This is a genomic window from Azospirillum sp. FG154 (assembly GCF_057809575.1).
In genome coordinates, this window is sequence record NZ_JBMDKF010000005.1 from 206,870 (window position 1) to 225,001 (window position 18,132).

21 protein-coding genes and 1 tRNA gene are annotated in these 18,132 nt (G+C 65.3%); 9 read left to right on the forward strand and 13 right to left on the reverse strand.

The window, feature by feature from the left end; genetic code table 11:
• The first annotated feature begins 87 nt into the window (after positions 1–87).
• Entirely contained in the window at positions 88–1,605 is a 1,518-nt protein-coding gene (locus tag ACODS4_RS08235) for a DEAD/DEAH box helicase (protein WP_488862527.1), read from the forward strand.
• Between the two features lie 70 nt (positions 1,606–1,675).
• Here the strand turns inward: ACODS4_RS08235 and gstA are convergent, their stop codons facing one another.
• The 6 genes from gstA to ACODS4_RS08265 form a co-directional block, all read right to left on the reverse strand.
• Positions 1,676–2,290, reverse strand: a complete 615-nt coding sequence (gene gstA / locus ACODS4_RS08240) for a glutathione transferase GstA (protein WP_488862529.1) — start codon at positions 2,288–2,290, stop codon at positions 1,676–1,678.
• Between the two features lie 95 nt (positions 2,291–2,385).
• Positions 2,386–3,459, reverse strand: coding sequence for a sn-glycerol-3-phosphate import ATP-binding protein UgpC (locus tag ACODS4_RS08245; protein WP_488862531.1), 1,074 nt, complete (start codon positions 3,457–3,459; stop codon positions 2,386–2,388).
• Between the two features lie 6 nt (positions 3,460–3,465).
• Positions 3,466–4,329 (reverse strand): sn-glycerol-3-phosphate ABC transporter permease UgpE, encoded by an 864-nt coding sequence (gene ugpE, locus ACODS4_RS08250; protein ID WP_488862533.1) that lies wholly within the window; start codon positions 4,327–4,329, stop codon positions 3,466–3,468.
• Positions 4,326–5,210: a sn-glycerol-3-phosphate ABC transporter permease UgpA gene (ugpA, locus tag ACODS4_RS08255; RefSeq protein WP_488862535.1), complete on the reverse strand. Its 885-nt coding sequence runs from the start codon at positions 5,208–5,210 to the stop codon at positions 4,326–4,328. Before ugpA ends, ugpE begins: the two co-directional genes overlap by 4 nt.
• 66 nt (positions 5,211–5,276) lie before the next feature.
• Complete coding sequence (gene ugpB, locus ACODS4_RS08260) at positions 5,277–6,614, reverse strand: sn-glycerol-3-phosphate ABC transporter substrate-binding protein UgpB (protein ID WP_488862537.1); 1,338 nt, start codon at positions 6,612–6,614, stop codon at positions 5,277–5,279.
• A gap of 359 nt (positions 6,615–6,973) precedes the next feature.
• Positions 6,974–8,077 carry a PAS domain-containing sensor histidine kinase gene (locus ACODS4_RS08265; RefSeq protein ID WP_488862539.1) on the reverse strand — a complete coding sequence of 368 codons (1,104 nt, stop codon included), beginning with the start codon at positions 8,075–8,077 and terminating at the stop codon, positions 6,974–6,976.
• Positions 8,078–8,306: 229 nt separating this feature from the next.
• Here ACODS4_RS08265 and ACODS4_RS08270 point away from each other — a divergent pair, with 229 nt between their 5' ends.
• From ACODS4_RS08270 to ACODS4_RS08290, 5 genes are all read left to right on the forward strand, one after another.
• On the forward strand, positions 8,307–9,071 hold the full coding sequence (locus tag ACODS4_RS08270) for a M48 family metallopeptidase (protein WP_488862541.1): 765 nt from the start codon (positions 8,307–8,309) through the stop codon (positions 9,069–9,071).
• A gap of 88 nt (positions 9,072–9,159) precedes the next feature.
• On the forward strand, positions 9,160–9,489 hold the full coding sequence (locus tag ACODS4_RS08275) for a hypothetical protein (RefSeq protein WP_488862543.1): 330 nt from the start codon (positions 9,160–9,162) through the stop codon (positions 9,487–9,489).
• Between the two features lie 156 nt (positions 9,490–9,645).
• Positions 9,646–10,851, forward strand: a complete 1,206-nt coding sequence (locus ACODS4_RS08280; RefSeq protein ID WP_488862545.1) for a multidrug effflux MFS transporter — start codon at positions 9,646–9,648, stop codon at positions 10,849–10,851.
• 27 nt (positions 10,852–10,878) lie between these two features.
• Positions 10,879–11,094 (forward strand): hypothetical protein, encoded by a 216-nt coding sequence (locus tag ACODS4_RS08285; RefSeq protein ID WP_488862547.1) that lies wholly within the window; start codon positions 10,879–10,881, stop codon positions 11,092–11,094.
• Positions 11,095–11,358: 264 nt separating this feature from the next.
• The gene (locus tag ACODS4_RS08290; protein ID WP_488862549.1) at positions 11,359–12,495 is read left to right on the forward strand and encodes a type III PLP-dependent enzyme; all 1,137 of its coding nucleotides are present in this window, start codon (positions 11,359–11,361) and stop codon (positions 12,493–12,495) included.
• Positions 12,496–12,676: 181 nt separating this feature from the next.
• Here the strand turns inward: ACODS4_RS08290 and ACODS4_RS08295 are convergent, their stop codons facing one another.
• Positions 12,677–12,889, reverse strand: a complete 213-nt coding sequence (locus ACODS4_RS08295; RefSeq protein WP_488862551.1) for a DUF1127 domain-containing protein — start codon at positions 12,887–12,889, stop codon at positions 12,677–12,679.
• A gap of 283 nt (positions 12,890–13,172) precedes the next feature.
• On the opposite strand from ACODS4_RS08295, the gene ACODS4_RS08300 reads away from it, so the two are divergent.
• Together ACODS4_RS08300 and ACODS4_RS08305 are read left to right on the forward strand one after the other, a co-directional pair.
• Positions 13,173–13,856: an HAD family hydrolase gene (locus ACODS4_RS08300; protein WP_488862553.1), complete on the forward strand. Its 684-nt coding sequence runs from the start codon at positions 13,173–13,175 to the stop codon at positions 13,854–13,856.
• Positions 13,857–13,886: 30 nt separating this feature from the next.
• Complete coding sequence (locus ACODS4_RS08305) at positions 13,887–14,243, forward strand: cupin domain-containing protein (protein ID WP_488862555.1); 357 nt, start codon at positions 13,887–13,889, stop codon at positions 14,241–14,243.
• Positions 14,244–14,389: 146 nt separating this feature from the next.
• On the opposite strand, the gene ACODS4_RS08310 is transcribed toward ACODS4_RS08305, so the two are convergent.
• From ACODS4_RS08310 to ACODS4_RS08335, 6 genes are all read right to left on the reverse strand, one after another.
• Positions 14,390–14,629: a hypothetical protein gene (locus ACODS4_RS08310; RefSeq protein WP_488862557.1), complete on the reverse strand. Its 240-nt coding sequence runs from the start codon at positions 14,627–14,629 to the stop codon at positions 14,390–14,392.
• A 183-nt stretch (positions 14,630–14,812) separates the two neighbouring features.
• Positions 14,813–15,220, reverse strand: coding sequence for a gamma-butyrobetaine hydroxylase family protein (locus ACODS4_RS08315; RefSeq protein WP_488862559.1), 408 nt, complete (start codon positions 15,218–15,220; stop codon positions 14,813–14,815).
• A complete protein-coding gene (locus ACODS4_RS08320) occupies positions 15,220–15,447 on the reverse strand; it encodes a Trm112 family protein (protein ID WP_119831879.1) in 228 nt (75 codons plus the stop codon). Before ACODS4_RS08320 ends, ACODS4_RS08315 begins: the two co-directional genes overlap by 1 nt.
• 33 nt (positions 15,448–15,480) lie before the next feature.
• Positions 15,481–16,146, reverse strand: a complete 666-nt coding sequence (locus tag ACODS4_RS08325) for an LON peptidase substrate-binding domain-containing protein (protein ID WP_488862561.1) — start codon at positions 16,144–16,146, stop codon at positions 15,481–15,483.
• A 41-nt stretch (positions 16,147–16,187) separates the two neighbouring features.
• A complete protein-coding gene (locus tag ACODS4_RS08330; protein WP_488862563.1) occupies positions 16,188–17,153 on the reverse strand; it encodes a tetratricopeptide repeat protein in 966 nt (321 codons plus the stop codon).
• Positions 17,154–17,249: 96 nt separating this feature from the next.
• On the reverse strand, positions 17,250–17,813 hold the full coding sequence (locus ACODS4_RS08335) for a prolyl-tRNA synthetase associated domain-containing protein (RefSeq protein WP_488862565.1): 564 nt from the start codon (positions 17,811–17,813) through the stop codon (positions 17,250–17,252).
• Positions 17,814–17,975: 162 nt separating this feature from the next.
• Between ACODS4_RS08335 and ACODS4_RS08340 the strand changes: the two genes are divergently transcribed.
• Positions 17,976–18,050 (forward strand) — tRNA-Gly (locus ACODS4_RS08340).
• Positions 18,051–18,132 lie beyond the last annotated feature (82 nt).

An 18,132-nucleotide genomic window follows, 5' to 3' on the forward strand; every position in this document is an offset into this window, starting at 1 on the left:
TCCGCGCCATCCCGCCGCGGAGCGCGCAAGCCCGGCTGCTCCCTTGTGGCGCGGCCCCCATTCCGGTGGACCAGGACCATTTCCTCCATGACTGATTTTTCCGGCCTCGGCCTGATCGAGCCTATTCTGCGCGCCGTCGCCGAAGAGGGTTACACCACGGCCACGCCGATTCAGGCCGGCGCCATCCCGTTGCTGTTGCAGGGGCGCGACATGCTCGGCCTCGCCCAGACGGGCACCGGCAAAACCGCCGCCTTCACCCTGCCGATTCTCCAGCATCTGTTTGAAAACAAGAAGCGCGTCGCCGCCAAGTCGCCGCGCGCGCTGATCCTGACGCCGACGCGCGAGTTGGCCTTGCAGATCGCCGACAGCTTCAGCACCTATGGCCGCCATCTGCCGATCCGCCGCACGGTGGTGCATGGCGGCGTCGGCCAAAGCCCGCAGATCGCCGCGCTGACCCGTGGGGTCGAGGTGCTGATCGCCACGCCGGGCCGTCTGCTCGACCTGATGGCGCAGAATCACTGCAAGCTCGACGCCATCGAGTTCTTCGTCCTCGACGAGGCCGACCGGATGCTCGACATGGGCTTCATCCGCGACGTCCGCAAGGTCGTGGCGGTGATGGCCAAGCAGCGCCAAACCCTGCTGTTCTCGGCCACCATGCCGGAAGCGGTGACGGAGCTGGCGAACAGCATTCTGAACAACCCGGAGCGGATCGAAGTCACCCCGCAATCGACGACGGTGGAGCGCATCAACCAGCGCGTCCTGTTCGTCGACCGTTCCGACAAGCGTCGTTTGCTGGCCGACCTGCTGCTGGACAGCAAGGTGGCGCGGACCATCGTCTTCGCCCGCACCAAGCACGGCGCCGACCGGGTGGCGGAGCATCTGAAAAAGTCCGGCGTCGCCGCCGACGCCATCCACGGCGACAAGTCGCAGTCGGCCCGCGTCCGCGCGCTGGAAGCCTTCCGCGCGGGCGAGCTGCGGGCGCTGGTCGCCACCGACATCGCGGCGCGCGGCATCGACGTGGACGGCATCAGCCACGTCATCAATTTCGACCTGCCGAACGAGCCGGAAAGCTACGTTCACCGCATCGGCCGCACCGCGCGCGCCGGGACCGAGGGCAGCGCCGTGTCCTTTTGCGACCATGAAGAGGTCGGCTATCTGAAGGACATCGAAAAGACGATCCGCCAGCCGATTCCCATCGACAACACCCACCCGTTCCACGCGGTGGACGTCGCGCAGATCCACGCCTCGTCCAAGCCGCCGCCCCGCCCCAAGGCGCCGGGCAGCAACCGCAACCAGAACAACAACCAAAACGGCGGCCAAAACGGCGGCGGTCGCGGTCAGCAACAGCCCGCCCGCAACGCCCAGGCCCGCCCGGCGGCGTCCGCCCAGCCGAAGGCCGCCGCGCCCAAGCCCGCGACTCCGAAACCCGCGCAGGCCCGTCCGCCGCAGGGGGCCAAGCCCGCCAGCCACCCGCAGGCCAGCAAGACGCCCAAGCCCGGCGCGCCGCAGAACCGCCACGACCGGCGCCCCCCGGCCCACGCCGCCCCCGCGCCGCGCCCGTCCAGCGCCGACGCGCCCCTGAAAAAGAAGACCAGCGCCGCCTGACCGGCGACGTCGCCACCAGCAAAAAGCCCCGCCTCTCGCGAGACGGGGCTTTTTCTTTGGCTGACGGACTTCAGCCCTGCGCTTCCGCCGCCAAGGCCGCCTGAACCGCCGGACGGGCGGCGACGCGCGCCGAGAAGGCCTGAAGATTGGGCCAGGGCGACAGATCCAGCCCCATGCGCGGCAACCAACTGAGCACCACGAACAGGTAGGCGTCCGCCACGGTGAAGGCGTCGCCGGTCAAATGGCTCTTGCCGCTGAGCTGCTGGTCCACGACCGCGAATTTCCCCGACAGGACCTTCCAGGCGAAGTCCCGGTAGCTCTCCGGCGTGATCTCGCGGAACATCGGAAACAGCGGGACCATGCCCTTGTGCAGTTCGCTGCCGATGTGGTTCAGCCATTCCTGAACCCGGTAGCGCTCCAGGCTGCCGACGGGCGGCAACAGGCCGCTGTCGGGCGCTTGGTCGGCGATGTATTGGACGATCACCGCCCCTTCGGTCAGGATCGTTCCATCGTCCAACGCCAGCGTCGGCACCTGCCCCTTGGGGTTGATCGCCCGGAAGTCGCTCCCGTCCGCCAGGGTCTTCGTGACCAAATCGACCTTGACCAGATCGAACGGCGCACCGGCCTCACGCAACACAATGTGCGGGGAGAGGGAGCAGGCGCCGGGCTTGTAATACAGCTTCATCGTGGATGATCCGCGTTGGATGGGTGGACGCCGATGACAGGCTTAGCAGAGATAGGAGGTGGGCGCGGCGCGTTCCAGCCCCGCCCCCGTCGCGATCAATCCGCCAGCCGCCGCCCATGCGCCGCGTCGAACAGATGCAGCGCGCCCGGTTGCGGGGCGACCGTCAGCCGGTCGCCCTCCTTGCAAGACGGCAGACCGGCCATGCGGATCAACAGGGATTCGCCGTCGGGCAAGCGGCCATAGACCACGGTGTCGGCCCCCAGCGCCTCCACCAGCTCGACCAGGATCGGCGAGGCGGCGAGGCCGTCGCTGATCGCCAGATGCTCGGGCCGGACGCCCAGCTTGACCGGGCGGCTGGCGTCGTCGGGGCGCGGGCGGGGCAGCGGCAGCAGCGCGCCGCCCGGCATCACCACGCCCTGGCCGCTGGCGTCGATGACGCCGTCCAGCACATTCATCGGCGGCGAGCCGATGAACCCGGCGACGAACAGGCTGGCCGGGCGCTGGTAGACCTCCAGCGGCGTGCCGATCTGTTCGGCGACGCCGTGATTCATCACCAGGATGCGGTCGGCCAGCGTCATCGCCTCCACCTGATCGTGGGTGACGTAGAGGCTGGTGATGCCAAGCCGGTCCTGCAAGCGCTTGATTTCGATGCGCATCTGGGTGCGCAGCTTGGCGTCCAGGTTGGACAGCGGCTCGTCGAACAGGAAGGCCGCCGGTTCGCGCACGATGGCGCGGCCCATGGCGACGCGCTGGCGCTGGCCGCCCGACAATTGGCTGGGACGGCGGGTCAGGAAACGGCCAAGCTCCAGAATCTCGGCGGCCTTGGCGACGCGGGTTTCGATCTCCGGCTTTGGCACGCCCCGGATCTTCAGGCCATAGGCCATGTTGTCGAACACGCTCATGTGCGGGTAGAGCGCGTAATTCTGGAACACCATCGCGATGTCGCGATCCTTGGGATCCAGCTCGTTCACCACCCGCCCGCCGATGACGACCTGACCGCCGGTGATGCTTTCCAGCCCGGCGACCATGCGCAGCAAGGTGGATTTCCCGCAGCCGCTCGGCCCCAGCAGGACGAGGAACTCGCCGTCCTGAACGGCGATGTCGATGCCCTTGATCGCCTCGACCGGGCCATAGGACTTGCGGACGTTTTTGATCTCTACGGTTGCCATGTCTGTTTACTTCTCGCTGTCCACAAGGCCCTTGATGAACCACCGCTGCATGAAGATCACGACGGCGACCGGCGGCAGCATCGCCAGAACGGTGGTCGCCATGATGAGATTCCAGTCGTTGGCCGCTTCGCCGGTGCCGATCATCTTGGTGATGCCAATGACGATGGTTTCCATGTCGGCGCTGTTCGTGACCAGCAACGGCCACAGATATTGATTCCAGCCATAAATGAAGAGGATGACGAACAGCGCCGCGATGTTCGTTTTCGACAAGGGAAGCAGGATGTCGAAGAAAAAGCGCAGCGGCCCAGCCCCGTCGATCTTCGCCGCCTCCACCAGCTCATCCGGGATGGTCAGAAAGAACTGGCGGAACAGCAGCGTCGCGGTGGCCGACGCGATCAGCGGAATCGACAGCCCGGCGTAGGTGTCGATCATCCCCAGATCGGCGACCACCTTGTAGGTCGGGATGATGCGCACCTCGACCGGCAGCATCAGGGTGATGAAGATCATCCAGAAAAAGACCATGCGCAGCGGAAAACGGAAAAAAGCCACCGCGTAGGCCGACAGGATGGAGATGGCGATTTTGCCGACGGCGATGGACAGCGCCATGATGACGCTGTTCATCATCATGACGCGCACCGGCGTGTAGCTCGCCCGCTCGCCGTGCGATTCGCTCCAAACCTGGCTGTAGTTGGTCCAGGCTTCCCCGCCCGGCGTCATCGGCAGGGCGCCCCGCCCAATGGTGGCGGCGTCCCAGGTCGAACCGATCAGCGTGACGTAAATCGGAAAGGCGAAGATCAGAACGCCCACAATCAGCACGATGTGGGGAACCAGATCGATCAGACGTCGCCCGATCCTGTGCGAGTTGCTCATGAGTAATGCACCTTGCGCTCGACGAAGCGGAACTGGATGGTCGTCAGCACGATCAAAATGACCATCAGCAGCACCGATTGGGCCGAGGACGCGCCCAGATCGTTGTTGACCACGCCGTCCTGATAGACGCGGAAGATCAAGGTTTCCGTCGCCTTGCCGGGACCGCCTTGCGTCAAAGCGTGGATGGTGCCGAACGTCTCGCAAAAGGCGTAGACCATGTCCACCACCAGCAAAAAGAAGGTGGTCGGCGACAGCAGCGGAAAGGTGATCGACCAGAAACGGCGCACCGGCCCGGCCCCGTCGATGCTCGCGGCCTCCAGCACCGAACGCGGAATGGCCTGCAAGCCCGCCAGGAAAAAGATGAAGTTGTAGGACACCTGTTTCCAACTGGCCGCCAGGATGACCATGGTCAGCGCCTGATCGCCGTTCAGCCGGTAATCCCAATGGTATCCCCACCCGTTGAGCAGCCGCCCGAGCGAGCCGATTTCCGGGTTGAAGATGAACATCCACAGCACCGCCGCCACGGCGGGGGCCAGCGCGTAGGGCCAGATCAGCAGCGTCTTGTAGACCGGCGCGCCCTTGATCTTGCTGTCCGCCAACGACGCCAGCAACAGCGCCACCGTCAGCGACAGCACCGTCACCGAAACGCTGAAGATCGCGGTGATGCGCAGCGTGCCGACGTAATTCGGGTCGGTGAAGATCGCGGCGAAATTCTCAAACCACACGAACTCGCTGCGCAAACCGAAGGCGTCCTGGATGTGGACCGATTGCCAAATCGCCTGGGCGGCGGGCCAAATGAAAAACACCAGCGTCACCGCCACCTGCGGCGCCAGCAGCAGGTAAGGCAACAGCTTGTTGTCAAAGATCACACGACGCTGCAAAGTTCCGGCCTCTTTCCATTGAATCCCTCTCCCGTCTTGGGAGAGGGAGGAGACTCAATCACCGCATCAGTTCTTGTTCGCGCGCTCGAAGTTGCGCAGGACGACGTTGCCGCGCTGGACCGAGGAATCAAGCGCCTGCTGGACCGTCACCTGCCCCTGGAAGGCCTTTTCCAGCTCTTCCTGGATGATGTTGCGGATTTCCGGCAGGTTGCCCAAACGCAGGCCCATCGTGTTTTCGGTGGTCGGCGTGCGGGTCAACTGGGCGGCGGGAACGTCGGCGCCCGGGTTCTTTTCATAGAAGCCCGCAGCCTTGGCCTTTTCCACGCCCTTGAACGTCACCGGGACATAGCCGGTGTCCATGTGCCATTTGGCGTCCACCTCCGGCTGGGCGAGGTAGGTGAAGAATTCCGACACCGCCTTGTATTCGGCGGGGGTGCGCTTGGGCGAGGTCATCACCCAGAAAGCCGCGCCGCCGATGATGCCGTTCTTCGGCTCGCCCTTAATCATATCGGGCCAGTACGGCAGCGGGGCGGCGCCCCAGGCGAAGGTCGCCTCCTTGACGATGCGGCTGCGCAGGCCGGACGAGCCTTGGATGATCGCGCATTCGCCCGACGGGAACAGGCCGTCCGGCTTGTTGTCGCGACCGCCATACTTGAACTGGCCGTCCTTCTGGAGATCGACCAGCATCTGGATGTGCTTCACATAGAGCGGGGCGTTGATCTTCAGCTCGGCGTTCAGCCCGCCAAAGCCGTTGGCTTGCGTGGCGAAGGGCGTGTCATGGATCGCGCCCAACTGCTCGAACTGCACCCAGGTCGGCCAGGAGGTGGTGAAGGGGCAGGCCACGCCCGCCGCCTTCAGCGCCTTGGTCGCGGCGATCAGCTCCGGCCAGGTGGCGGGGGCCTTGTTCGGATCCAGGCCCGCCTTGGCGAACAGATCCTTGTTGTAGAACATGATGGAGGTGGAGCTGTTGAAGGGCAGCGCCATCATCTTGCCGTCTTTGGACGCGTAATAACCGGCGACCGCCGGGATGTAGGCCTTGGGATCCAGCGCCGCGCCGGTTTCCTTCATCAGCTCGTGCACCGGCTTGATCGCCGGACCGGCGGCCATCATGGTGGCGGTGCCGACCTCGAACATCTGGACGACGTGCGGGGCGTTGCCCGCGCGGAACGCCGCGATGGCGGCCTGCATGGTTTCCGGGTAGCTGCCCTTGAAGGACGCGTTGACCTGGACCTTGTCCTGGCTGTCGTTGAAGCCCTTCACCACCTGCTCAAGCTGGCCGCCCAGCGGCTGGGGCAGGCCGTGCCAGAATTCGATGACGGTCTTCTGCGCCGTGGCCGCGCCCGACAGGCTGACGGTGAGGGCGAAGGCGGCCGTCGAAAGGCCAAGCGTGCGACGGGTCAACATGGGGGTCATCTCCCTGTCCGGGTTGGTTGTGTCTCGGGTGATGTGGATGAGCGCAAGCGGTTGCGATCCCGAGACGAACGCATGAAGTTTTTGTGGCGGGCGCATACGGGAACAGTCGGAAACGGTCAGCCGCCCTTAAAAACGGGGCCGCCCTGAAAAGCGGAACCGTTGACCGGATCGCCGCGACGACGTGATCGGGTCACAGAGAAAGGTGACGACGGCGAGCGGCCCGGCGCGACAGGCGGGCGGCTCGGCGGTGTGGGCCGATGCGGCATGACGATGACCTCCCCAAAACGCTTTCACCGGGGCCATTGTTTGGCTCCCGTTAACGTCAGGGTGCGCGCCCGTTTGGGCGTCTGTCAATCGGACGTGTGAGCCGCCAATGCGTGTTGCGGCGCACGCGGCACGTCCACCGCGAAAATCGCCCCGCGTCCCGGCCTGGAACGCACCGTTACCGGGAGATCGAGCACCCGCGCCAGCCGACGCACCACGCCCAACCCCAAACCAACCCCCTGCCCCGGCGGCGCGCGGCGTTCCAACTCGGCGTGGGTGATTCGGTGGAAATCCTCGAAAATCGCCGCGTGGTTGGCCGGGTCGATGCCGACGCCGCTGTCCCACACCTCGATCCGCACAACATCGGATCGCCGCCGGGTCGCCAGCAGGATCCCGCCCTTGCGGGTGTAGCGCACGGCGTTGGCCAGAATGGGCCGCAACAGCCGCTCCAGCAGCAGCGGGTCGCTCAGCACCTCGACCTCCGCCGGGCGGACGTTGAAGCGCAGGCCCTTGGCCTCGGCCTCCGGGGCGAATTCCTGCAACAGATGGCTCAGGGTGTCGTCGATGGGAAAGGCGCGCGGCTGCGCCACCACCAGCCCGGCCTCCAGCCGCGACACCTCCAGCAACGCGTTCAGCAGATTTTCCGCCCCCTGGATCGACTGGCCCAGCTTGTTGGCCAGATCGATTCCCGACGGGTCGCTCTGCCGCCCGGCCAGCAGATGGTGAAACAGATGCATCGCCTGGAAGGGCTGGCGCAGATCGTGGCTGGCCTTCGCCAGAAACCGCCCGGAGGAAACCCGCGCCTGCGCCGTTTCCTGTCTGGCCAGCGCCAGTTGAGCGTCCTCGCCGATGAGCGCCAGCGCCGTCACCGCGCCATCCGCCCCCCGCGCCGGGCGCAACGCGACGTCGTTTCCGGCCAACACGCCGACCAGCGTCGCCGTTTCGCCGGTCGCCGCCACGCGCGCGCGATGCGCCTCAACCGCCTCGGCCAACGCCGCCGCGCCCGCGACGGCGGCGAGCGGTTTTCCCTCGACCTCCGCCGCGTCCCGTCCGAGAGCCTGAGAAAACGCCCGGTTCGCGGCAAGACATCGACCATCGAGATTCAAAAGCGCGTGCGGCGCGTCATTCGCCGACAGCAGCGTGTTGAGAAAATCCTCGCGCTTGGTTCTATGCCCATCGGTCAGAGTCATGATGGTCTACTCATGGACGTCTTGGGGACATCGGCGGAAAGATTTCAAAGGACAGGGCCGACCTTGCTCCATTTATCGGATCGACGGGGGCATCCTGTCAAATCTGACCTTCCGCCAAGCATCGCGCTGAACTCGGTCGAAAGATTCTCCAAAGGACCGCTTGACGTTTGCGCGGGCGGCGCTCGCTTGCCCTGGTTGGCCTTGGCGGTTGGAGCGGCTATAAGACGGCATGGTGTCCCGCCGCCCCGCCCCCGCCCGCCGTCCCAAACGCGCCCCGGCTGTGAAGCCGAAGCCGCCGCGCGCCCTGGAGATCACCGGCTTGCCCGCGCCGCTGGAGCTGCGCGAAAGCGCCCGCGCCACCCGGATGACGCTGAAGGTCGATCCCGGGCGCGGTCTGATTCAGGTGGTGATTCCAGTCGGCGTGTCGGAAAGCGACGCGCGGCGCTTCGTCGGGCGGCATGACGGCTGGTTGCGGGCGCGAATCGCCGCCCTGCCGCCGTCCCTGCCCTTCGAGGATGGCGCGTCGATTCCGTACCTGGGCGTCGAGCACCGGATCCGCCATACGCCCGACCTGCGCGGCCCGACCCGGATCGAAGAGGGCGCGCTGCTGGTCGGCGGCCAGCCCGAGCATGTCGCCCGCCGCGTCCGCGATTTCCTGGTCAACGAGGCCCGGCGCGAGATCGGAACGCGGGCGCGCGTCAAGGCGACGCTGATCGGGGCGCGGATCGCCGCCATCACCCTGCGCGACACCAAAAGCCGCTGGGGAAGCTGTTCGTCCACCGGGCGGCTGTCCTTTTCCTGGCGGCTGATCCTGACGCCGGAATCGGTGCTCGATTATGTGGTCGGCCATGAGGTGGCGCATCTGCGCGAGATGAACCACTCCGCCCGCTTTTGGGCCTTGTGCGCCAGCCTGACCGCCGGTCTGAACCCGGACGTCGACGCCCCGCGCGGCTGGCTGAAAAGCAACGGCGCCCGGCTGCTGCGCTATGGTTGAGCGTTCCGCCCAACGCTCGCCCTCCGACGCCAAGGGAGTGGCGGGCGCCCCGAAATTCCGCTAGGATCGGCGTCAAGGAGAACCCGACATGAGCGCTGAGTCCAAGGAGCTGTTGACCCACATCGTCTCCATGCTGGAGGTGTTGGCCAAGGACGTCGCCGACCTGAAGGTCGGCCAAACCGCCATGGCGTCGCGGCTCGACAAACTGGAGGCCGGACAGGCCAAACTCGAAGAGGGCCAAGCCAAGCTGGAAGCCGGACAGGCCAAACTGGAAGCTGGTCTGGCTAAGCTTGACGCCGGGCACGTCGATCTGAAGACCGGTCAGGCGGTTTTGTCGGCCCGGCTGGATGAGCAACGCAGCATTCTGGCGGCCATGGTTCCGACGCGCTTGGCCGCAATCCCCGCCTCAGCGGCCTGACCTCAACCATCCGTCACGGTTTACCGCAACCTGAAAGCCCGCGCCCCCGGACTCGGCGCGACCCCTGGATGGCAGACGCGCGCGCGCCGCGCAAGCGGCCATTGATTTCATCTGATACAGTGCCGCGCCTTGTCGCCTCCTGGGTTGTCCCCGTCCATGCCCCGTTCCGATTCCCTGGTGATCCGCGTCCTGTTAACCGCGCTGGTCGCCTTCGGCCCGCTGTCCACCGACCTCTATCTGCCCTCCTTGCCGATTTTGGTGCGGGTGTTCGACACCGACATCGCCACGGTGCAATTGACGCTGTCGGTCTTTCTGATCGGCTTCGCGGTGTCGCAATTGGTCTATGGCCCGATGTCCGACCGATTCGGGCGGCGCCCGACCCTGCTGGTCGGCGTCAGCGTCTATCTGGTGGCCAGCGCCGTTTGCGCTCTGACCACCAGCGTCGAGGGGCTGATCGCCGCCCGCTTCTTCCAGGCGCTTGGGGCCTGCTGCGGCCCGGTGGTCGGACGGGCGGTGGTGCGCGACGTCTTCGGGCGCGACCGGGCGGCCACCGTGCTGGCCTACATGTCGATGGCGATGACCCTGGCCCCCGCCGTCGGCCCGGTGCTGGGCGGCGCGCTGACCGAGCTGTTCGGCTGGCGGTCCAACTTCATCCTGCTGACCGGCTTCGCCGTGGCGATCCTCGCCGCCGTCTGGAGCCTGCTGGGCGAAACCAACACGACTCGCGACAGCGAGGCGCTGAACCCCGGACGGATGGCCGCCAATTACCTGATGCTGCTGCGCAACCGCCGTTTCGTCGGCTACGTCCTGATCGTCGCCTGTTCTTACAGCGGGATTTTCTCCTTCATTTCCGGCTCGTCCTTTCTGCTGATCGGGCAAATGCATCTGTCGCCCGCCCAATATGGGATGAGCTTCGCCACCGTCGTCCTCGGCTACACGCTGGGATCCTTCCTGGCGGGCAAGCTGTCGCGCCGGCTGGGCGGCGCCCGGATGATCCGCGTCGGCACGCTGGTGTCGGTCGGCGGCGGCGCGTTGGGGGTGGGGTTGGCGCTGGCGGGCGTGCTTCAGATCGCCAGCGTCGTTCTGCCGGTCTTCCTGTTCATTCTGGGGGCCGGGTTGACCCTGCCCAACGCCACCGCCAACGCGGTCGGCCCCTACCCGACGATGGCCGGATTGGCGTCGTCGCTGCTGGGCTTTTTCCAGATGACCATCGCCGCTCTGGTCGGGCTTGGAGTCGGCCATCTGCACGACGGCACGGCGCTGCCGATGATGGGGGCCATCGGGCTGGTTGGGCTGGGGGCGTTGCTGTCGCACCGCCTGCTGGTCGTTCCGGGATCGGAACAGAGCGCCTCAAGCCCTTGAAAAGCCCCGTTTCCCGCGACGCGGCGCGTGACCGCCCGCCTGGATCAGCATGACCAATTCATTGAATTTGTTACGGATTTTTTCTCAAACCTCGGGGCTGTGATTTTTTTGGAAGGCTGGGCATTTTTCCCTTTGCATCGCGGCCCTATGGATCTATGTAACGGCAACTCGCAAGCGCACGTGCCGCTGGCCCGCCCCTCGGCTATTCACCGAGATGTGGTTATGCAACGACGTAACGCGTGATCCCCGACCGTCCCCTAAACAAGGCGGCGTCTTGGAGGTTACGATGGTTCATGTTGTTGTGGGTGGGCGCGTGTCCACCCGTCTCCGAAATCTGCCGGTCCTGGCCGCCGCCACCATGATTCGATCGTGTACGGGCAAAACCAGTATCAGCGGCCTTTAACGCCTGACCTGCAAAATCTGCTGTTGGTCTGCTGAGCGTTAGGCCGCTCCGATCCCCCGACTCCGCCTTTTCCGATCCATCATCTTGCGTCCCAGGAGACTGAGATGACCCAGAAGATTGCGCGCTTTTTTGAAGAGCAGCGCCCGCAGACCCCGTGCCTCGTCGTCGATCTGGACGTGGTTGAGCAGAATTACAACGATCTGCACGACGCGTTGCCCGACGCCCGCATTTTCTACGCGGTGAAGGCCAACCCGGCGGCGGAAATTCTGGCCCTGTTGGCCCGCCTCGGCTCGGCCTTCGATTGCGCCTCGGTCCCGGAAATCCAGATGGCGCTGGCCGCCGGGGCCACGCCGGAGCGGATTTCCTTCGGCAACACCATCAAGAAGGAAGGCGACATCCGCCGCGCCTTCGAGCTGGGCGTCCGCCTGTTCGCCTTTGACAGCGAGCCGGAGTTGGAAAAGATCGAGCGCGCCGCCCCCGGCGCCCGCGTCTTCTGCCGCATCCTGACCTCGGGCGAGGGCGCCGAATGGCCGCTGTCGCGCAAGTTCGGCTGCGACCTGACCATGGCGCGCGAGCTGCTGCTGAAGGCCCGCGACATGAACGTGCAGCCCTATGGCGTGTCGTTCCATGTCGGCTCGCAGCAAAAGGATCTGATGCAGTGGGACCACGCCATCTTCCAGGTGGCGCAGTTGTTCCGCGAGCTTGAAATCCTCGGCGTCGATCTGGGCATGATTAACTTGGGCGGCGGCTTCCCCACCCGCTACCGCACCGACGTGCCGGAATCCACCGCCTATGGTCAGGCGATCTTCGACTCGCTGCGCACCCATTTCGGCAACCATCTGCCGGAAACCATCGTCGAGCCGGGGCGCGGCATGGTCGGCAGCGCCGGCATCATCGAAAGCGAAGTCGTGCTGGTCTCGCGCAAGTCGGCGAACGACGACAAGCGTTGGGTCTATCTCGACATCGGCAAGTTCAGCGGCTTGGCCGAAACCATGGACGAGGCCATCCAGTACCCGATTGAGGTGCTGGGCGACGACCAGGACGGCGACCGCGAGGCCGTCATCCTCGCTGGACCGACCTGCGATTCCGCCGACGTGATGTATGAACGGGCCGACTACAAGATGCCGATGGCTCTGAAGGCGGGCGACCGCGTTCGCATCCACGCCACCGGCGCCTACACGACGACCTATTCGGCCGTCTGCTTCAACGGCTTCGAGCCGCTCAAGCATTACTGCATCTGAAGAGCGCGCGGGGGGCGTTCCCTCTCGCGACGGTTCAGCGTCCTGCGATCCGCCGACCGATCCATCCCGGTCGGCGGATCAACGGGATGAAAACCAGCGGCCCCAAGACTCCAAGCAAATTCTGGACATGAAAAAGGGCCGCTCTCCTTACCGGAGGCGGCCCTTTTCGCGCCAAGGGCGCTCATTCGCGCCAGAACGGCTTGGACATTTCTTCGTCAGCGTCGGTGCGGCTGAAACCGATGTCCTGGAGCATGCGTTCGTCCAGGCGGCTCAGCTCACGACGGGTCACGACGCGCTGGCGCCACAAACCGAGCATGCTGAAGCCCGTCTCGAACAGATGAGCCAAAGAGAGGGAGCCGCGATCGGCCTGCGCCGAATGCAGAAGGGTGGCCATGGTGTGATTCCTAATGTTTTGTTGTGCGAGGGGTCCGCCAGTGCGGCGACCACGTCCTCTGTCTGTGGAAAGATAGTTACGCCTGTTTGCCCCACTCTGCCACCCCCTTCGGCAACATGCCCGCTTTGCAGGCAACGAGGGACTGAGTAGGGAATGTTTTCAAACTGTGGCGGAACTGTCATTTCGGGGACTTATCGTCCGTGCCCCCCACAAAATACCCTGACTGGACACTCGCCCTTTCTTCCGTCATCTTTGTTTTACTTACGGACCATACGGCCTCATCATGATTGACACCATCGGCTTCGACGGCGACGACACGCTCTGGCACAATGAATCGCTGTTTTCGATGACGCAGGAGCGGTTCCGCGCCCTGCTGGCCCACGCCGCCGATCCCGAAGACCTCGACCGCCGCCTGCTGGAGGCGGAGCGGGCGAATTTGAAAGTCTATGGTTACGGCATCAAGGGCTTCGTCCTGTCGATGATCGAATCCGCCATCTCCGTCACCGATGGACGGGTTCCCGCCCGCGATTTGCAGAGCCTGATCGATTTCGGCAAGGCGATGCTGGAGCATCCGGTCGAACTGCTGCCCGACATCGCCGATGTGGTCGAGGCGCTGTCCTACCGTTATCGCCTGATCCTCATCACCAAGGGCGATCTGTTCGACCAGGAGAGCAAGGTCGCCCGCTCCGGGCTGGCCGGGCGCTTCGACGCGGTGGAGATCGTCAGCGAAAAGGATCCGGCCAGCTACCGCCGCGTTCTGGAACGCCACAGCGTCGATCCCAAACGCTTCGTCATGGTCGGCAACTCGGTGCGCTCCGACATTCTGCCGGTTCTCGCCATCGGCGGCCACGCCGTCCACATCCCCTACGCCATCACCTGGGCGCATGAAGAGGCCGAGCCGCCGGACGAGCATTACCGCCGCATCGACTCCGTGCTGGACCTGCCGCCGCTGCTGGCGGCTTGGTAAGCCGTCCCCACAGGAAAGGAACCCGCCGACATGACCACCGCCGCCCCGCCGCTGTCCGTCCTGGGCGACGCCATCCCTGAAACCGGCGCGCCCGCCCCCGACCGCCTGCTGAGCGGATCGCCGGTCTTCACCACCTGGAACAGCTACGAATCGGCCAACGGCAAGCGCTTCGCCGGGATCTGGCGCTCCACCCCCGGCGCGTGGCGGATCGTCTACGACGAGTGGGAATATTGCGAAATACTGGAGGGCGAAAGCGTCGTCGCCCACGCCGATGGCCGGAGTTGGACGCTGAAACCCGGCGACCGCTTCGTCATCGAGCCGGGTTTTGAAGGACGCTGGACCGTGGTCGCCACGACCACCAAACGCTACGTCGTCGTCCTCGACTGATTCGCCGATTCGGCCAAAGGAAAAGCCCCCGCACGCCACCCTCTCCCCCGCTGCGGCTGGCCCGCGATTCGGAGCCTGGCCAAAGGAGGAACCCGTCCCAACCGGACGGGAGAGAGGTTGGTCTGCGGGGGCGGCGCCCCTTCAGGTCAGCCGACGGACACGGAACTCGTCACGCTGGCGTGGTGCAGGACGGTCACGGCCTTGCGCCCGATCTCGACCGCCAAAACCCCCAGCATCAGCATCGACCCGACCAGCATCACGCGGGCGATGTCGCGCGACCATGCCCGCTTTTTGGCGTTGACCCGGCGGTGTTGGCGGATCATCCGAGCGCGAGCGGACTGACGACGGCCTTCCAGACGCTTTTCGATCCATCCCGTCGCCGTCATGACAACCCCCGCCGCCACCGCATCAATTCGATAAGCTTTTGTATAAAATTTTACGTAAATGCGCAAGGGAGGAATCTGCGGCGGGGTGACGCAGATAGAGAGAGGACGAGCGCGAAGCCGTCGCGCCACACAACCCCGACGCGGAAGAGGGGTGTGAAACAGCCCCGCCGCCAGCCGCCAAACTCACCCGCGCCGAACCGGATCCCGGCTCAGCCCCTTGGCGTCGAGTTCGGCCAGATAGTCGGCCCACAGCCGATCCTGCTCCGCGCCGATCTCATAGAGATAGGTCCAGGAGAAGATGCCGCTGTCGTGCAGATCGTCGAACAGGATGCGGATGGCGTAGTTGCCGACCGACTCCACGCCCATGATCCCGACATGGCGGCGGCCCGCCACCGTCTGCTTCTGGCTGGCGTTGTGGCCCTGCACCTCGGCGGACGGGCTGACCACCCGCAGAAACTCCGCCGGGTAGGCGAAGCGGCGGCCATCGTCGAAATCGACCTCCAACCGCTTCTCGTCCTTCTTCAGACGGATTTCCAGCGGCCAATGCGCCGTGCCGAACGACTCCGACGCAAAGCGCTCCTCCGTCGCCATCAGGCGGCCCCGGTCTTGTCGAGGCTGCGCGCCTCGTCAATCAGCATGATCGGGATGCCGTCGCGGATCGGATAGGCCAGCCCGGCGCGTTCGCTGACCAGTTCGCCGCGTTCGGCGTTGTAGCGCAGCGGCCCCTTGGTCAGCGGGCAGACCAGGATTTCCAGCAGCTTGGGATCGACGCGGGCGCCGCCCTTGGAGTCGCTGGTCTTGTCGTCGGGCGTGGTCATCGGAACATCTCGCACAGAAGAGGGAACAAACGGTCAGTGACAGGGGGAACCGTCACCGTCGCGGCAATCGAGAATGGCCATCTCGATCAATCCGATCAAGAGCTTCCCGCGTTCGGCCAAGGTCGGCGCTTCCAACAGGCCCTGTTTTTCCGCCGCGCTGAACGGACAGATCATCGCCAGGGAGTTGACCAGCCGCTCGTCCAGCGTGGTTTCGATGGATTGCCAATCGACCGACAGGCTGTTGGCCTGGAAATAGGTCTTCAGCAGGGCCAGAAGACGGCCCCGCTCAATCTCGCCGCAGCGTTCCGGCTCCAGATCCTCGGCGAAGCAATCCCAGCAGGGAATCACCCGTCGGTAGCCGTTGACGCCCTCGATCTCCCGCTCAACGCCAAAGCGGGTCAGGCCGGACAGGGTGATGAGGAAACGTCCATCCTCGGTTTCGCTGAAGCTGGAGATCCGCCCGGCGCACCCGACGTCATAGACGGCGGGATCCCGCGCCCGGCAATCCGGGTTGACCGGCTGGATCATGCCGATCATCCGATCCGCCCGCAGCGCGTCTTCGACCATCGCCACATAGCGTGGTTCAAAGATGTTCAGCGGCAGACGGGCGCGCGGCAGCAGCAGCGCCCCGGCCAGCGGGAAGATCGGCAGCGTCGGCGGCAGACGGTCGAAGCTGAGGTCGAAGGGGTTCCGGGTCATGACCAATCAGATAGAACCCCGTCGCCACAAAAACAGGAGGGTTAGCTGAACAGAATCGTCGACAGCTTGCGACGGGTCTGGACGGTCAGCGGGTCGGTCGGGCCGAAGGCCTCGAAGAATTTGACCAGTTGCTTGCGCGCCGCGTCCTCGTTCCAGGTCCGATCACGGCGGACGATCTGCAACAGCTCCTCCACCGCCGCTTCACGCTTGCCAGCGGCGAACAGCGCCATGGCGAGGTCAAAGCGCGATGCGTGGTCGTTGGCGTCGTGCGCGACCTTTTCCAGCAACTCCGGGATCGGCCCGGCGTTGGCGGCCTGCTCGGCCACCTCCAGCGCGGCGCGGACGTTCGCCAGCTCCTTGTCCTTGGCCATGCTTTCCGGCGCCTGGGCCAGCATCGCCTTGGCGTTTTCCAGATCCTTGGCGGCGATCAGGCAACGGACCATCCCGGCGTAGGCTTGCGCGTTTTCCGGTTCGGCATGAAGGATTTCACCATAGAGGTCCAGCGCGCCTTGCAGGTCGCCCGCCTCCATCATCCCCTTCGCCTGGGCGAAGGCTTCCTCCAGAATGTCGTCGGGGCTGCCGACGCCCGACGCCTTGGCCAGCTTGACCAGCTTTTCGATGAAGGCCTTCAGCTCCGACTCGGGCTTGGCCCCCATGAAACCGTCCACCGGACGCCCCTGGAAAAAGGCGTAGACGGCGGGGATCGACTGCACGCGCAGTTGCGAGGCGATCATCGGGTGCTGGTCGGTGTCGATCTTGACCAGCCGCACCGCGCCCTTGGCGGCGCGGACCAGCTTTTCGATGATCGGGCCAAGCTGCTTGCAGGGGCCGCACCAGGGCGCCCAGAAATCGACGATGACGGGAACGTTGCGCGACGCCTCGATCACATCGACCATGAAGTCGCGGTCGGTGCTGTCCTTCACGACGTCGGAAGCGCCGCCGGGCGCGGGGGCTGCGGCGGACGCGGCGGCGGGCTTCGGGGCTTTGGCGGGCGGAATGGAGAACATGGCAGGTCGATTCCCGTTGATGTCGTCTGGACAGTCTGCGTCATAGATGAGCGCGCGCGGCCCGGCAGGCAAGCACTCTCCGCGCGGCGCGGCGCGTTAAGCCGCGTCGTCCGCCCCGCCAAAGGCGACGATGGCCGGTTCATGGCCGCAGGCGCGGATGAAGCGCAACAGATCGTCGCGGTGAATCGCCGTGGTGCGATCGTTGATGAGCGGGTGATAGTTCAAAATCTCATGCGCCATCATCGCTTCCTGCAACACCACCTTGACCCGGCGTTCGGTGTCGTTGACCAGCGCCAGCGGCGAGACCGAGCCGGGGCGGATGCCCAGATGGCTCCACAGCCGATCCGGCGAGGCGAAGGACAGCCGGGCCGATCCAATGGCCTTGTCCAGCCGCTTCAGATCGACGCGCGCGTCCTCCAGCGCCACCACCAGCCAATGCTGGTCCTTCTTGTCCTTCAGGAACAGGTTCTTGCAATGGCCGCCATGCAACGCGCCGCGCAGGATCTTGCTTTCCTCCACCGTGCGCAACGGCGGGTGGCTGTGGGTCGCGGCGGCGATGCCCAGCGCGGCGAGCCGCGCCAGCAACTCGTCCGGCGAGGTGGGCAAGGGAAGGTCCGGCGACGGAGCGTCCGTTGCGTCAGGGGTCGTGACGGTGTCCATGCCCCCTTTTAACCGTCCGATGGAAAATCGTCCAGCCGCCGAAAAAAGTGAAACAAGACGCTTGCATTGCGCGCCGCGATCCGTATAGTCCGCCGCACGCCGCCGGTTGGACCGGACGCCGACGCGACAGCGACGGAACGGACCAAGCAGCGGACGCGGAGCGCGGGCGTAGCTCAGGGGTAGAGCACAACCTTGCCAAGGTTGGGGTCGAGGGTTCGAATCCCTTCGCCCGCTCCATTTTCCCTCAAAGACTTCGGTCTGGTGAGGTTTGCAGGAAGACCGAGCGGAAACGCTGCGGTCTTTTTTGCGTTTTGGCGCG